Source organism: Coleofasciculus chthonoplastes PCC 7420 (assembly GCF_000155555.1).
GTDB lineage: Bacteria > Cyanobacteriota > Cyanobacteriia > Cyanobacteriales > Coleofasciculaceae > Coleofasciculus > Coleofasciculus chthonoplastes_A.
In genome coordinates, this window is the sequence record NZ_DS989847.1 from 111,706 (window position 1) to 128,172 (window position 16,467).

Annotated in this window: 8 protein-coding genes; 1 reads left to right on the forward strand and 7 read right to left on the reverse strand. The window is 47.0% G+C overall.

Features of this window, described 5'->3' with window-relative positions; all coding sequences use genetic code 11:
* Positions 1-73: 73 nt before the first annotated feature.
* The 6 genes from urtA to MC7420_RS11265 form a co-directional block, all read right to left on the reverse strand.
* On the reverse strand, positions 74-2,860 hold the full coding sequence (gene urtA / locus MC7420_RS11240; protein WP_044206573.1) for an urea ABC transporter substrate-binding protein: 2,787 nt from the start codon (positions 2,858-2,860) through the stop codon (positions 74-76).
* Positions 2,861-3,311: 451 nt separating this feature from the next.
* Positions 3,312-5,048, reverse strand: coding sequence for an ABC transporter ATP-binding protein (locus MC7420_RS11245; RefSeq protein WP_006100578.1), 1,737 nt, complete (start codon positions 5,046-5,048; stop codon positions 3,312-3,314).
* 255 nt (positions 5,049-5,303) lie between these two features.
* Positions 5,304-6,680 (reverse strand): serine/threonine protein kinase, encoded by a 1,377-nt coding sequence (locus tag MC7420_RS11250; RefSeq protein ID WP_006100546.1) that lies wholly within the window; start codon positions 6,678-6,680, stop codon positions 5,304-5,306.
* A 99-nt stretch (positions 6,681-6,779) separates the two neighbouring features.
* On the reverse strand, positions 6,780-8,303 hold the full coding sequence (locus tag MC7420_RS11255; protein WP_006100697.1) for a protein kinase domain-containing protein: 1,524 nt from the start codon (positions 8,301-8,303) through the stop codon (positions 6,780-6,782).
* Between the two features lie 142 nt (positions 8,304-8,445).
* The gene (locus MC7420_RS11260; RefSeq protein WP_232231688.1) at positions 8,446-10,815 is read right to left on the reverse strand and encodes a caspase family protein; all 2,370 of its coding nucleotides are present in this window, start codon (positions 10,813-10,815) and stop codon (positions 8,446-8,448) included.
* A gap of 241 nt (positions 10,816-11,056) precedes the next feature.
* The gene (locus tag MC7420_RS11265) at positions 11,057-11,848 is read right to left on the reverse strand and encodes a hypothetical protein (RefSeq protein WP_006100448.1); all 792 of its coding nucleotides are present in this window, start codon (positions 11,846-11,848) and stop codon (positions 11,057-11,059) included.
* Between the two features lie 559 nt (positions 11,849-12,407).
* Here MC7420_RS11265 and MC7420_RS11270 point away from each other — a divergent pair.
* Entirely contained in the window at positions 12,408-13,388 is a 981-nt protein-coding gene (locus MC7420_RS11270) for a serine/threonine protein kinase (RefSeq protein ID WP_044206577.1), read from the forward strand.
* A gap of 456 nt (positions 13,389-13,844) precedes the next feature.
* Here MC7420_RS11270 and gyrA read toward each other — a convergent pair whose 3' ends face one another.
* On the reverse strand, positions 13,845-16,436 hold the full coding sequence (gene gyrA / locus MC7420_RS11275) for a DNA gyrase subunit A (RefSeq protein WP_044206581.1): 2,592 nt from the start codon (positions 16,434-16,436) through the stop codon (positions 13,845-13,847).
* Positions 16,437-16,467: the final 31 nt, after the last annotated feature.

Below are 16,467 nucleotides of genomic sequence, written 5' to 3' on the forward strand. Positions count from 1 at the left end.
TAGCTGCAGTTACCCTACGGGAAGCCGATCCGCGTCTACAACCGCCCCGTTCTATCATATCCGGTTCAACTCCTTAATGGGTTTGAGCCTTTAGTCGGATATTCATCTCCTGACTCACAGCAACTTGACGATTTTGTTGCACCGGAATCTCAATAATAAACTCAGTTCCTTGTCCAGGAGTAGAGTGACATTGCAAAATTCCCTTATGCTTATCTACAACAATCTGATAACTAATCGAGAGTCCTAAACCCGTCCCTTTACCAATCGGCTTAGTCGTAAAAAACGGATCAAATAACTTTAACTTCACATCATCCGTCATCCCTGAGCCATTATCACTAATTCTCACCCGAATATAATCAGCCGATGGCGCTTCTGACTGAATCCGAATCATCGGCGAAAAATTTGTCTCATTCCGGGCGACAACTTCCTCTAACGCATCAATTGCATTACCCAGGAGATTCATAAACACTTGATTAAGCTGCGACGGATAGCACTCAACCAAGGGTAACTCCCCATACTCTTTCACTAATTCAATCTCTGGATTGTGACCATTCCCTTTTAGCCGATTCCGCAATAATAGTAAGGTACTCTCCATCCCCTCATGAATATCCATGGGTTGCATTTGGGCTTGATCCAAACGCGAGAAATTCCGCAAACTCAACACCAAATGACGAATCCGTTCCGCCCCAATCTCCATGGAACCCAGAGTTTTGGGCAAGTCTTTGATCAGAAACTCTAACTCAATTGCTTGGGCATGATCTTGAATTTCGGGTGCGGGTTCAGGATAATACTCTTGATACAACCGCAGCATTTCTAATAAATCCTCGGTGTATTCTTTGGCATAGTGGAGATTACCGTAAATAAAACTGGTGGGATTATTAATTTCATGGGCTACCCCGGCGACTAATGTCCCTAATGTGGACATTTTTTCCGTCTGCACTAACTGCGCTTGATAGGCTTTTAAATCATGCAACGCTTGCTTCAGTTGTTCCGCTTGCGCGGTGGCTAAGGCGGCGGTTGTGCGACTATGGGCATACAGTTCAGCTTGATCAATGGCACTCGATAGTTGGTCAACTACTGAAACAATTAATTCAACTTCCTGTTCACTCCAGTAGCGACTCTCCTGATAATGTTCACAAACCACCACACCAATTTTATTGCTGCGAGTTTGTAGGGGTACAATTAGCAAAGCTTGCAGTCCAGAATTGAGGAAGCGATCGCGCGTCTTACCCTTAAGCTGACTATCGCTGGCAATATCGTCAATCCGTAGCAACGATTGCTGCTGAATCATTGATGGAAAATCCGGCAAAAGTTCGTCCGCCGTATTCCATTGCACTCCCTTATTTTCACTTAACTCTCCCGCCACTTCCATGGGTTCAAAGCGAGGAGGAGTACCGTAAGGATGATACCACAAAAACTGGCAGCGATCGATATGCAATAAACTACAGATTTCACTCACCGCCGTCTTCAAAATCTGTTCTAATTCCAACGAACTGCGAATTTGACTCGACAAGCGACGTTTCAACAGTTTTTCTTGATCTTGTAACTCGCGAAATTGGGCTTCGGCTTGCAATAATTGGTCTTGAGTGCGTTGCAACTTTTCATTCGTCGTCACCAGTTGCGCCATCGCCGCTTCCAATTCACGGGACTTTTGTTCCAGTTGGCAGTTATATTGAATTGATTGGGAAACCTCTGCCAGCATATCAATGACCACGGGTGAGATCTGATTACTTAATTTTTCAATTCCCAACCAAGGCTGAGGTTTAAGGCGTCCGACACTGGTAAAGACAATTTCAAATTGACCACCCTCCAAAATCTTACCAATCCGGCAATGTTTGCTGACATGGTTATTTGTCTCAATCCGAATCTTCCCTCCCGGCGCTGCAAACGTTTGCCCATACGCCGCTTCTCGCACTGATTCCACATCAAAGCCACCCGCTTTTTCTACGGCTTGTTTCCATAGATAAACCTGGGTATACGCCGACTCAATCGGATCACTGGTCACCCGTTCTTGACCATAACGTGCCTGAAAGTTCTGGACAAATTCGCGGTTTTTCGGGGTATTAATACTCTGAAAGTAACTCCAACTGGCATAATGACCTGCCGCGATATTCCCCCCCATTCGCCGCAGTTCCTCTTCAGCGACACTCACCGCTAAGATAGGAATCTCCGCTGCCGTGATTCCGGCTTCTTGGTACTGTTGATAAAACGCTAAATTACTGTCCCCATTCAGGGTATTAAAGACCACATCCGGTTTAGCTTCTTTAATTCTAGCGATCAAATCGCCAAACTCTGTCATCCCTAAAGGAACATATTCTTCCCCCGCTAAACTTCCCCCTTGCTGTTTAAGTTGCGCCTTAATTAACTTGTTCGCGGTTCGGGGAAAAACATAGTCAGATCCAATCAGATAAAAGTGCTTCCCCTTATGTTCCAGCAACCAGTTAACCGCTGGACCAACTTGTTGATTTGGACAAATACCCGTATAAAAAATGTGGCGAGAACATTCGAGTCCTTCATATTCAACCGGATACCACATCAGGGCGTTGAGTTCTTCTAAGATGGGTAAAACCGCCTTGCGACTTGCAGAAGTCCACCCGCCAAAAATGGTAACCACTTGATCTTGTTCGATCAGCTTTCTGGCTTTAATCGCAAACGTCGCCGATTCGGATGCGCCATCTTCGATCACGGGTTCTATCTGATGTCCTAAGACACCACCCGCTTGATTAATTTCCGCGATCGCCATCAATTCGGCATCCTTTAACGAGGCTTCGCTAATCGCCATCGTGCCGCTTAAAGAATGTAAAATGCCAACACGGATCGCAGCACCAGATCTGATCACTGACTGGTTGAATTCGCTCATTACTGATGTTCCCGAAATGTTCTCCCGTTAAGTGCCTCTCTACTGTCCAATAATCCTTTAACCGTTGCTTTTTGTTGTTGACGTGATCAATTAATTAATCATCTTATTGCAATCTGGATTAATTATTCCGTTTAAGATTTCTCAGTTCTTCCCTGTTTAATTAAAACCTGGGGAAGTGACAAAAGCCAAACACCCTGAGCGCGAATCCCTGGTATTCCATGAATGAAGCTGCATAAAGCAACGATAGGTCAAATGCACGATTGAGGCAAATGCTAAACATTTGACTATTGCTTTTCACAATGTCCCTTTGAATACTAACCTACTGTACTGATGGAGAATTGTATCGATTTTTACCTTTAATTAAATCGGTGACAATTCTAATTATTCGTTACCAAAACTTTACATTTTCCCTGTTCCCTGTTCCCCGTTCCCCGTTCCCCGTTCCCTGTAACTAATGCAAAACTTCCTCAATCTGGTGCTGACTCCACAAGTCTTGATAAAGCCCTGGACGTTGGATCAGTTCAGAGTGAGTCCCCATTTGCACAATCTTCCCCGCATCCATGACAAAAATCCGATCAGCGGTAGCGGCGGCGGAGAGTTGGTGGGAGATGAAAATCACCGTTTTGCGGTCAACGCCTGTGGAAAGATTTGCCAAAATTTGGGTTGCTGTCTGATTATCCACACTAGAGAGGGCGTCATCTAAAATCAGAATCGGCGCATCCATCACTAAAGCCCTAGCCAGGGCGATGCGCTGACGCTGACCGCCAGACAGAGTAATTCCCCGTTCTCCCACCATTGTTTCATACTGTTGGGGAAAATTGAGAACTTCGGAGTGAATTTGGGCTTGTTTAGCCGCCTGTTCTATCTGCGGCTGTTCGCTTCCCGGTGCGCCGTAGCCAATGTTATTTTTTAGGCTGGTACTAAATAAAAAGCTATCTTGGGGAACGTAGGCGATCGCGGATCTTAAATCGGGTAAGCGTATCTGAGTGACATCGGAACTATCCAGAAATAACTGATTCGGGGCAATATCTAACAGGCGAGGCAAAACATTTGCCAGGGTTGATTTTCCGGAACCAATCGCCCCGACAATTGCCACCGTTTCACCGGGATGAATATGAAAGTCAACGGTTTGCAGGGCGGGAGTTTTGGCATCAGGGAACGTATAGCTGAGGCGATCGGCTTTCAACTCTCCCTGAATCGGTTCTGGAAGCGCGATCGCATCGGGGGCATTTTTAATTTTGGGTTCAATGGTTAAAATTGACTCTACTCGGTCAATACTCACCTCACCCCGTTGATAGGTAGTAATCGTGAATCCGAGTAAGGCGGTGGGGAAGACTAAGCGTTCCGCATAAAGAATCAGGGCGACAAAATCTCCTATAGTAATCGCCCCCCGCGCGATCGCACCCGATCCAAACCACATCAACAGGAGTAAGCTGATATAGGATAGGGCTTCAATCACCGGAAACAGGACATTACGAGTGCTGGCTAATCCCAGATTTGCCGATAACAGTCGTTGATTCAAACCTCGGAAGGCACGGCGTTCATTTTCTTCCTGGGCGTAAATTTTAATCAGGGAGATACCACTCATATCTTCCTGAACCAATTCGCTAAGATTAGAGAGTTCTTCCTGAACCGCCTGCTGTTGGGTACGCAGCTTATCACTAAACAGACGCACTGTGATCAACATAACTGGATAAACCGCCAGCGCCAAGAACGTCAGCCGCCACTCAATCGACATCATCACGGGTAGCGTCAAACCGTAGGCAAAGACAATATTGGCTAAACTCAACACCGCAAACCCGACAAGACGGCGGATATTGTCCACATCACTCGTGGCGCGGTTAATCAAATCACCGGCTGTATTCGTAGAGAAATAAGACGGTTCTAGGGTAAGCAGATGCTGAAAAATCTTTTGCTTGAGGTCAAATTCTACCCGACGCCCCACTCCAAAGATGAGGATACGCGACGCCATGCGAATCACCCACATCAAGGATGCCAGGATAAAGATCAGTCCGACAACCTGATCAAAGGCGAAGGCGATGCGGAGTTCCTCAATACTATCCCGAATCAAGAGGGGAATATAGACTCCCACAGCATTGACAATCAGCAAAGCCAGGATACCCAAGGATACCTGAGTGGTATGAGGGCGCAGATAGCCCAATAATTTTTGGATACGAGAATTAGCCATGTTACAAATCCTAACAAGTTTTTGGCACAGACAATGGCTTATTTCTACGGTAATCGCCACAGAGAACACAGCCAGAGAACACAGCGCCTAGGGTTTGAGATCATTGACTCGCCGCGATCGCAACTCCTCACAGGAGTAGGGACTACACATTTTAGGTTGTAGGTTGGGTTGACGCAAGGAAACCCAACGGAATCTAGGGTTTGCATCCCCTACTACAAGCCGAATCTAATCTATCTAATTAAGTGTGTCACGCCACTACTTAAACCCATGGATTTTTTTCACAAAATTCCCCATTTCTTTCATGATCCACTTTTTCTCTAACGGGGTTAATAATGTACCAAATATTATATCTTTATGCTTTAATTTAAATACACATAATCTAAGTGTATTGTTACTAATAGGCGACTGAATAGTTTTCAAATTCACCTGATTAATGTCCCCCGTATTCCCCTTAACCGTTTGATAGCACGAACCCAGTAACCACTTCTGTAACTGGAACTCCTGCTCTTTAATTTCTACTCGTGTCCGAGATAATGTGCCGTAGAGAAATCGAGTTAACAACCATAAGCCTATTAGCACACAAATCCCTAAAGGAATCAGATTAGAGGATTTCAGAAATAATGACAATTCTAAAACCATCCAAATCGTTAACGCTAACAATCCATTCCAAACTAGATTGACCAGAGCCAAAACCTGACTCAGTTTACTTCGCAATCCCACTGGCGGAATCTCTACTACCAACAGGTTATCTTTTTGGGTTAATTGGATAGGACTATCCTGGGGTTTTTGCAGCTTGGGTTTCGGTGATGATTTAATCAGCGCCTGTTTTCCTTGCAATACCGCTAACGCTTCACTCGCCGAGGAAAATCGATCATCGGTGACAGGTTCAAGCATTTTCTCCAACCAGTCGGCAAATTCTGAGGAAATACGGACATGAGGACGAAAATCAATCTTGAGTTGGCGCTGGGGTAAATCGGCGGGGGATTGACGGGTTAACAGAAACAGGAGTGTGCTTCCTAATCCATATAAATCCGTTGAAAGTACGGCTTGTCCGCGATACTGTTCCGGTGCCATATAACCGTAAGTTCCCACAATTGTACTGCCCCCGGTAACGGTATAGTGATAGGTATCCTGAACCGCGCCAAAATCTACTAGAAAGACTCGTCCTTCGCGGTTGAGAATAATGTTTTGGGGCTTAATATCGCGATGAATTACAGGTGGTGTTAATTTATGCAGATAAATGATAATTTTCAAGACACGAATGGCTAACTGCTTAACCTGTGCTTCATCAGGATGCCAACCTCGCTCAATCAGTACGGCTAAGGATTTTCCCGGTGCAAGCTGCTGGGCAATATAGAAACTGCGATCGTCAGTCGTATCAACTTGGAAGTAGTCGAAATAACGGGGAATGGCAGGATGCTTGAGTTGAGCTAAGATGCGGGCTTCTCGCTCAAAGAGTTCTATCTTTTTCCAGTCTTCCATGCGACGCAGCGATAGAACTTTTAGGGCAACGTTTTGACCCGTTTTTAAGTCTTTAGCCGCGTAAGTTATGCCAACACCTCCCTGACCCAAGGTATCGAGTATGCGGTAACGTTCGGTAATAATATCTCCCGGCTGATGTAATTGTTCCATAATTTAATCGTCAGGTTGGTGGGCAATGCCCACCCTACGGTATATCAAAGGTTTTGGCGATCTCACACTGTTTATTTCAGTGCCATTCATGCTAAGAGTTTAATCAGTGCTGTTGTAACCGTAAAATAAGTCAGCAACCTCTTGGTGCGATCGCGCTAACTCCAAAGGGGTTTGACCAGCTTTGTTTCTGGCATGAATATCAACACCTTGAGTAATCAGAAATTCGACAACATCCCGTGAAGGTTTTCGTCCAGTCAAACTCATACCGTAGTAATAGGATGTATTTGGCTTTGTCAGAGCAAAATGGAGACAGTTATTGCCAAAGTTATCCGTCGCGTGAACATCTGCACCCTGCTCAACGAGAAGTTCTGCCATCGCTTTTGTGTCATGCTGCACGGCAATGTGCAATACAGTATGACCATCCGCATCATAGCGGATATGAAGATCCGCCCCCCGATCAATAAGCAGTTGGGCAACTTCAGGTTTATTATTACTCACCGCCCAGTGTAAGGGTGTATGATTCTGATGTTCTCTGGCATTTACATGAACGCCTCGGTCGAGATAGTATTTAACGGTTTCAATATCTCCGCCCATAATCCCCTCATACATGGCTCTGGGCGTAAATCCGATCGCACTTAAAATCGGATACTTGTAATGGTTGAGAACACCCACAACCACAAGCGTCGCCGCCGCTACACCCGCGATCGCACGCCAGGGTGTCGAGGAAGAGGAACAGGATTGGGGACTAGCCTTGGGTTTACGACGCATCGCGGCTAAGGCTTCCTTGGCGGAAGAAAACCTGTCAGCGACATCCGGTTCTAACAGTTTCTCCAACCAATCCGTCAACGCTTCACTAATCTGAACCTGAGAACGGAAATCAATCTTCAGCCGATCCGTGGGTAACTCAGCCGGAGAACGATGGGTAAGCAAAAAGAGTAACGTTGCTCCCAAACCATATAAATCTGTGGCGGGAACCGCTTGTCCTCGAAACTGTTCGGGTGCCATATACCCATACGTTCCCACCATCGTACTGCCGCGCATTAAGGTACTGTGATAGGTATCCTGTACCGCCCCAAAATCCACCAGAAACACCTGTCCATCCTTACGCCGAATAATATTCTGGGGCTTAATATCTCGATGAATCACAGGCGATGGCAGTGACTGCAAATAACTAAGAATTTCCAATAGCTGGGTGGCGATACGCCGCAATTCGGGTTCATTGGTGCGCCAGCCTTGTTCTACCCAAGCGGCTAGGGATTGTCCCTCGGCTAATTCCTGAACAATATAAAATGAACGATCTTGGGGCGTATCGACATGAAAATAGTCCAGATATTTAGGAATTCGAGGATGTTTAAGTCCAGCCAGAACCCTTGCTTCTCGTTCAAAGAGTTCTAGCATTTTCCAGTCACTCAGACGATGCAGGGATAGGGCTTTGAGTGCCACAGCCTGTTTGGTTTGGGTATCTTCGGCGTGGTACGTGATCCCGCTCCCTCCTTGTCCCAACGTATCTATAACCCGATAACGTTGGGCGATCATTTCGCCAGGTGCATGTAGTAATTCCATCGGTTTCCCCGCTTCAGGTGACGGCAGCACATTTCCATTTTGCGCTGCCAACTGGGTCATTGTCTCGTTATCCCAAGTGCGGGGAGACAAGGTAGAGGACAGAAGGCATAAGGCAGGAGGCTCCAGGGCAGGTCAAAGGAATAATGACTATTTAGGCGGACATGATATGACGAATGGCAAATGACAAATGACGAATGACGAATCAAGAAACCACCTGATAATTAAAACTCAAGGTTGCCCAAGCATTCACATCCAATGCATACACATCAGAACCGATACCCAACTTATCGGGAGTAATGTTACTCGCCTGATGCAAGTCTTGTAGAATCGCCCGTGTGACTTCCAGGGGATTAAACAAATCACCAACTCGTTCTCCCTCTCCCTTGGGACGCATGGCGGCTTCTAATGCCGCGATCGCACCTTTGAACGGAGAAGGGCTGCAAATCAGTTGAATTTCCGCCACACCTACAGGACCGGGAATCATCCAATTAAAGGATGCCGAAGGTTGGGGCAGAATCAGAGTTTCCCCAGGTTTGATCGCACCACTAATCAGCGGGGGATTTTGCTCTGACTCCAATCCTTCGGGGGAAGGGAGTTGTTGATAAAACGCGATCGCACCGCCGCTACTTTCCAAACCCAACACCATGAAATACAAAGGGCGATCGCTATAATTTTCTACGCGATACTGCACCCGACTACCAATGGGTAACTTGGGCATTGTTGCTGATCCCACCGAGGGCGATGTATTACTCGCATTTTTCTTCGTTTTATTGGTAGCGAACCCAACAGACGTGCGCCAGGTTTCCCGTTGGATGATTGTCTTAGTTTCCGGGGCAATCATTTCCAGCGACGCCCGCATCCCCAGGCGCGATGACCCTTCATTCGCGGTCAACCGCAGCCATTTCATTGCCAATAAGGTTTTAAATTTGGGATTTAAGCGATTCACTGCTGATTTAACTGCCTCAGCCTCCTCGCCTAAACTATTCGGAATTGGATTCCGGGCAAGGGAAAAGAGTCCATAGCCTCCTTTAAACTTCGGTTCTGACGTTTCTGTTGCCTGTTTTTTTCCTCTGCCAAACACATAATCTGTTGCTTGTTCCCCAGCAACGACAACGGATGACACCGAAGGAATACTCGCAAAGGCACTGGTTGCATCCACCCGTTCAATGCGTTCTAAGTGAGTATCCAGGGCAACAGTTAAGCCCAGATTTCGGGGTAATACTCTAATCCGTTCGCGTACCAGTTGACCCACTTGCGGTTGCACTTTTTCCCCACCATTGCCACTCAGTATACGTGCCTTGGCGGTTAACCCGTCTTTGGATCGCAGTTGGAGTTGAACGGATTTAGGGACAGGTTGGGCGGGGTTATCCGTAGCTGAGGAATTTTCGGGCGGCGACGGCGGTAAAATCAGCGATTCCCCATCGAGCAACTCTAGAACCGAATTGGGACTATAGTGCTCCAGCACAGGTGCCGGTAATCCTGCTAACCATAGCTGTGCTACTTTGCCATTCTCTTCAATCCCCCTGACAACTCCATCTGCCCCCAAGGGAGGATTGGGGGATAAGTAATAGGCAAGCAAGGAATTTTGGCTCTTTTGACCCGTTAACTGAGGCTGTTGATCATTACCCGCGAATTGATTAATCATCCCAGTGGCGCAACTGACGCTAATCTGAACGCTGGTTGCAGCCGTGGCTTGCCACAGATGCTGAGTTAGAGCATAAGTAAATAAACCTGCACTAAAGCCATTCCACTGCGCCTCGGTTGCGGGTTGAGACGAACCCGCCGCCGTTAACACCAATCCTGGCATTTGCATGGATTTATCTAATGATTTCCAGGGTTTGGATGAGGCTTTGAGCCGCTGCACGAGTTGTTCTCGAAACGCCAGTTCGTCGGGATTCGGCGCTAGGGCGGGTTGGCGGGAAGAAGAGCGTACTTTTAGACTGCCTTTGAGGATATTCACCGCTTGCGTATGACTGGTATCAAGGACTGTTGTCACCTGATCCGTCTTTAGCGATCGCAACAGCAATGCCAAGGTTTCTGCTAAAAAATCATTAGCAGCAGGTTCGCCTTTTGTGGGTAAGATCCCATCAACGGGTACAAAACTGTTTTGCCAGCGTACCGCCGAGGCTACGGTTTCATCTTGCTGAGGCATCTGCACTTGGCTACCGTAACCACTAAAGTGGAAGACAACCACATCACCCGCCTCGGCTTGCTTGGTCAAATGTTCAATAAACGTGGTTTCAATCGTCTCGCGAGTGGCTTGGCTATTCGTCAGCGTCACGATATCGTTCGCCTGGAACCCAAACCGATGAATTAACAGTTCTCGTTGCAACTCTACATCCGTTACGCACCCCGCCAAAGCTGTCGTGCGCGGATACTCATTGATCCCCACCAGAAGTGCCAACTTACGTCCACCGGGTTGTGCCAGCACTTGAAAATAACGCTCCAACAAAGGCACGGCTAAACTTTTATCACCAAGGAGTGATAGTACCGTTTCACTGACTCCCAGTGCCGCTAGACCCCAGCCAGCTTTTTGCAGGAAAGTCCGCCGATTCAGTCCCATATTAGCCATCTACGCTGTTAATCTCAGCTATCAGCCTACCAGGAATAGGTTAGCGCGTTGTTATAAAGTTTTGAGTGTTGAAGTGTGTAGGGGCGGGTTTTACCGATAACGTTTAGGAGAAAACCCTAATTTCACTAAACCCGCCCTGGCTGAATCCCCATCTCGCCCATCTCCCTCATCTGACACACCGAGCGAAGTCGAGGTGTTCCTCATCTCCCCCATCTCCCCTATCTCCCCCAGCTTCTCCTGCTCAGAGCTGTGGCGTCTTTCCCGACGACTGTTCCGAGTTGAGATTCAGAAAGAGGCGAATGCAGTGAGCCACTTTTTTGTAGTCCCAGAATGGATCAGCATCAGGAGTGATAGCAAGATGCTTACCCGAATTCAAAACCAGAGCCACTCGCTCTATCTGGCGATCTTTGGCATCTCTAATCGTTTCTATCGTCACATCAACAATCTCGGCAAGAGGGAGTTCTATGGTTGTACCCCTGAGCAAACCCCGTTGCTTGAGCATCATGCGATCGCGCACTTTATCAAAGCTCAAGGTAACGACTTTCCCTTTACGCACCGCCACGAACAACCCCACCCCGATCAATAAACTGCCAAACAGATAACTAAACCAGCGATCGTCTTGCTGCACGTTCAGGGATACCTGGTCTTGATTCATAATAAAGGTATTAATTTGGGAAGCAATAGATTCTTGCTGATTACTATCGGAACTATAGTTCGACGTCAAGGGAATCTCACTGCTTCTAGTCAAGAGGACAACCCGATAAGTATCATTACTTTCATTCCTGGGATTGCTCTCAATGCTGGCATCTCGTAAACTGTCTAAAGGAATAGTTCTAACCTTTGCTCCGACCAACCTGGAGTTAACCAATTCACAACTGCCCGTTTGTCCAGTTCGCTGACAGGTTAGGGCTGAGCCGCCTTGAAAGGCAATTACCCCTAGCCCAACGGCGGCGAGAATACTACTCAAAAGCCACAGCAAAAGAGGTCGATGGCGGATGGTCAGCTTGATGCGATTGTATTCTACGATATCCATTCGTTATTTGCCTTTACCCTGAATTAGCCAATGATCTGACTAATTTTTCTTTAGATAACGTCTAGGATATCTTGACTACAGATATTTGAGTTAAAACAAAATAAATCTTAATTGTTTACTTGTTTCCGAAAACAGAGAACATGTCAGCCGTGTTTTGGCTTTTTTTACGCTTTATTTTTGATGAATAGGACTTTTATTAATTTATAATTATCTGATAAATCCGCTGATAAGTACCGAGACATCAATTTTGTTAATTGAGTTAAAGATTATCAACACGCCTAGGTTGAATAGCACGCTCCTTAAGCATTTAGGGAGTGCCAAAACCCTTTATCTATCGTAGGGTGGGTTTCGACTTCGCTCAACCCACCAGCATACCAGTCAGTGACATTCCGCCTAGATTCCTTGTTCTTTTTTCCTATTACATCATGCCTGACTAAGTCGGTTTGTGGAAAAAGCCCAAACTATATTAAGTTCTGTAAATAGTCCTCAAACCTTTACATAAGACATAAGACAAATTGCCCTTGTGTCAGAATAAGGTAACGTCTTGGATTTACAGGTAATGGCTTGGATAACGGGACAGACGTTACAAAATGGCAAGTACACGATACAACAGGAATTAGGACGAGGACGTTGTGCGATTACCTATCGGGTTCAGGATGATACCGGAAAGGATTTTGTTGTCAAAACCCTCAATCAGGATATTCTCAGTCAACTTCCGGATGTAGAACGAACCAGTATCGAGTCAAAGTTTTGTGATGAGGCGCTGAAGCTGGAACGTTGTAAACATCCTCATATTGTCCGAGTTTACCGCACGTTTCAAGATGAGTCACTGTTTTGTATTTTGATGGAGTATATCGCCGGGATTAAACTTTCTGACTTGACGCTACCCATACCCCAACAGGAAGCTTTGGTTTATATCCAGCAGGTGGGTGAAGCGTTAATTGAGGTGCATCAACAGGGATTGCTGCATCGGGATGTGAAGCCAGAGAATATTATGGTACGCGCTGGAAAGCAGCAGGCGGTGCTGATTGATTTTGATTTAGCCGGAGAGTTTAATAATCCGTTAACTTCTCGTTGGAAAGATAAGCAATTCGCCCCGGTGGAGTTAAGTTCAACGAACCGAAAACAGGGGGCGTATACAGATGTTTATTCGTTAGCTGCAACATTATATGTTTTACTCACCGGGAAATTTCCCGCAACGGCGTTAGATCGTTTGGATGATATTGCTGAGTTAGTTGAACCGAAGACGCTAAAATTTGATATTTCTGAGCGGGTAAATCAGGCGATTGTCCAGGGTATGAAATTGGACTATGGCGATCGCCCGCAAACAATGGAGGAGTGGTTAGCGTTATTGGGTATCAGGCGGGGGATAAGGGTTCCTGGATTTCCGCAAACGAAGGCGGAATGGGTGAAGGTGGGGAAAATAGTGGGGGGAATTCTGGGAATAGCCGCCGCGATCGCAGGTATTATATCGATGACGGTTGATATTGGGGTTTGGTCTCCGGATTCTTCTTCTCCCTCACCAGAGGAAACCAACTGAAGGTAAGCCAGCCCTCACCCCCAGCCCCTCTCCAAAGCTTGGGAGAAGGGGAAACAATCACTCCCCGATGCTTCAAAATCACGTCTGTAACACCGCTTTCTTCTTCTCTTATCTTGCTCCCCTCTTTTCATGGTGAGAGAGTGGGATAAGGCGTGAAAGTGAAATAGAAATGGCTCAATTATAGTAAATTTACTTGTACCATTGAATGCCTTGAGCGGTCAATTGTAGGGGCGGGTTTAGGAAATAAAATCAGCCATTCAGAAATAACTGAACAACAAAACCCGCCCTATCTCACCGCTAACTGACAACTGCCTTAATTCAGCAGTCACCAGGGTAATTGGGACATCAAATACATTCAGAAATTAATCAAAGTCCCCCTTTTTAAGGGGGATTTAGGGGGATCTAAACGCTAGTATTGAAGTCAGATGAAAACTGTTGCCTGTTCCCTAATTGACGTTACAACGCTTCATCCAATGCTTCAGCTTCTTCCTCAGAACCCGATAAAGGAACTAACGCCACCGCTGCGATCGCATCCTCTTCATCTAAGCGCTGTACTCGTATCCCTGTCGCCATTCGGGATTGGGGGGAAATGGCATCCAAGGCTTGGCGAATAATAATCCCTCGCATTGTCACCATCATCAACTCATCCCCTTCATTCACCACCCGCAATGCAGCGAGTTTATCTTTCTTATGGCGGAACTTAATTGTCACTAATCCCATTCCTGCCCGATTTTGCAGCCGGAATTGAGACACTGGTACTCGCTTACCTAAACCGCCTGTGGTAACCACCAAAACCCAAGGTCCTTGACCGGCGGTTTCGTGAACTTCTTCCCCATTCACTTCATCGCTGGTATCGTCTTCTGTTTCCACCTCTTCACTGTTAGCTGTAGCAATCAGCCTCTCGACAACTTGAGCCGGGAGAATATCCATACTGATCAACTCATCCTTAGAGCGCAGTTTCATCGCCTTCACCCCTCGTGTCGCCCGACCTAGGGGACGCAGTTGATCGTGATCGGCTTTAAAATGAATTGCCATGCCCTGACTCGAACCAATGATAATACTATCTTCGGCTCGGCATAGACGCACCCAGCGCAGTTGATCGCCTTCACCCAAAGAAATGGCAATTAAACCATTTGCCCGGATATTACTAAAGGCATCCAACGCCGTTTTTTTGATATACCCTTTACGAGTTAACATCACCAAATAAACATCATCGGTGAACTCAGAAACAGGTACAACCGAGGTAATTTTTTCATCGTGGGGAATCGGAAGCATCTGCACGATGGGAACCCCTCTGGCGGTGCGAGATGCGGCGGGGATTTGGTAGGCGCGTAGGGAATAAACCACACCGCGATCGCTAAAAAATAGGAGGCTGTCATGATCACAGCAGGTGAGGAAATGCTCAACCCCGTCATCTTCCTTCATCCGGGCGGCGGCTTTGCCCCGTGTTGCCCGGGCTTGGGCAGCAAAGGAGTGAATCGGCATCCGTTTGATATACCCTTGTTCAGTGACTAAAATCACCGCTTTTTCATTGGCGATTAAGTCAATATCATCCAGTTCCCCTTCCACCTCTTGAATTGCAGTGCGACGGGGTGTATCGTGGGTGGTTTTAATCTGCAGCGCTTCGGTTTCGATAATTTCCAGAATCCGCGATCGATTTGCCAGAATGTCTTGCAGATCGGCAATGCGAACTTGTAACTCTTCGTGTTCCGCTTGAATTTTCTGGGCTTCTAATGCCGTTAAGCGTCGCAGTTGCATTTGCAAAATGGCATCAGCTTGGGGTTCAGACAGTCCGAATTGCTCGATTAATTGACTCTTGGCGGTGGCGGTATCATTAGCAGCGCGAATGACGGCAATTACCGCATCTAGGTTATCCAGGGCAATGAGTAACCCTTGCAATAGATGATCCCGTTCCTCCGCTTTGCGGAGTTCGTATTGGGTGCGCCGGGTAATTGTTTCAATGCGGAACTCCAGGAAGACTTCGAGGAACTGCTTGATTGTCAACAGTTGCGGTTCATTCCCGACTAATGCCAACATATTGGCACCAAAATTGCTTTGCAGGGGGGTTTGCTTATAAAGATTATTGAGAACTACACGGGGATAGGCATCCCGCTTCAGTTCAATCACCACCCGCATTCCCCGGCGATCGCTTTCGTCGCGAATATCGGAAATGCCTTCAATGCGCTTATCATTCACCATTTCGGCAATTTTTTCAATCAGTGCCGCCTTATTGGTTTGGTAGGGCAATTCGGTGACAATAATCGCTTCTTTATCGGGGCGTCCCCGGTGTTCAATGGTTTCAACTTGCGCTACACCCCGCATGGTGATGGAACCGCGTCCGGTAGTGTAGGCGTCTTTGATGCCGGATCTGCCCAGGATTTGACCGCCAGTGGGAAAGTCAGGGGCGGGAATATACTGCATCAATTCTTTTTCGGTGATTTCTGGGTTATGGATTAGGGCGACTAAGCCATCTACCAATTCCCCCAAATTATGGGGCGGGATATTGGTTGCCATACCAACGGCAATACCCGATGATCCATTCAGGAGTATCTGGGGAACCCGGGCGGGGAGAACGATGGGTTCTTGTTGTGATCCATCGAAGTTATCCAGGAAATCGACCGTTTCTGACTCAATGTCCCGGAGTAGGGAGTCTGTGGCTAAGGATTGCAAGCGGCATTCTGTGTAACGCATTGCCGCAGGTGGGTCATTATCCACCGACCCAAAGTTACCATGTCCGTTAATTAGGGGCGATCGCATGGAGAAATCTTGTGCCATGCGAACTAAGGCATCGTACACCGCTGTATCGCCGTGGGGATGATATTTACCCAAGACTTCACCCACAACACGGGCGCATTTACGGAACGGGCGATCGGGCGTGAGTCCCAGTTCATGCATCGCATAGAGAATCCGCCGATGTACAGGCTTGAGTCCATCCCTCGCATCGGGTAGCGCCCGACCCACGATGACGCTCATGGCATATTCTAGGTATGACCTAGACATTTCGCTGCGAAGATTTGTCGGGACAATCCGCTCTTGGGAGGTACTCATAGAACGAAAAACTCCATAAAAATTCAGGATT

Bases quoted from the DNA above. Each gene is read 5' to 3' on its own strand.
- urtA (WP_044206573.1), bottom strand. From the start codon at position 2,860: ATGAGCGAATTCAACCAGTCAGTGATCAGATCTGGTGCTGCGATCCGT.
- MC7420_RS11245 (WP_006100578.1), bottom strand. From the start codon at position 5,048: ATGGCTAATTCTCGTATCCAAAAATTATTGGGCTATCTGCGCCCTCAT.
- MC7420_RS11250 (WP_006100546.1), bottom strand. From the start codon at position 6,680: ATGGAACAATTACATCAGCCGGGAGATATTATTACCGAACGTTACCGC.
- MC7420_RS11255 (WP_006100697.1), bottom strand. From the start codon at position 8,303: ATGACCCAGTTGGCAGCGCAAAATGGAAATGTGCTGCCGTCACCTGAA.
- MC7420_RS11260 (WP_232231688.1), bottom strand. From the start codon at position 10,815: ATGGCTAATATGGGACTGAATCGGCGGACTTTCCTGCAAAAAGCTGGC.
- MC7420_RS11265 (WP_006100448.1), bottom strand. From the start codon at position 11,848: ATGGATATCGTAGAATACAATCGCATCAAGCTGACCATCCGCCATCGA.
- MC7420_RS11270 (WP_044206577.1), top strand. From the start codon at position 12,408: ATGGCTTGGATAACGGGACAGACGTTACAAAATGGCAAGTACACGATA.
- gyrA (WP_044206581.1), bottom strand. From the start codon at position 16,436: ATGAGTACCTCCCAAGAGCGGATTGTCCCGACAAATCTTCGCAGCGAA.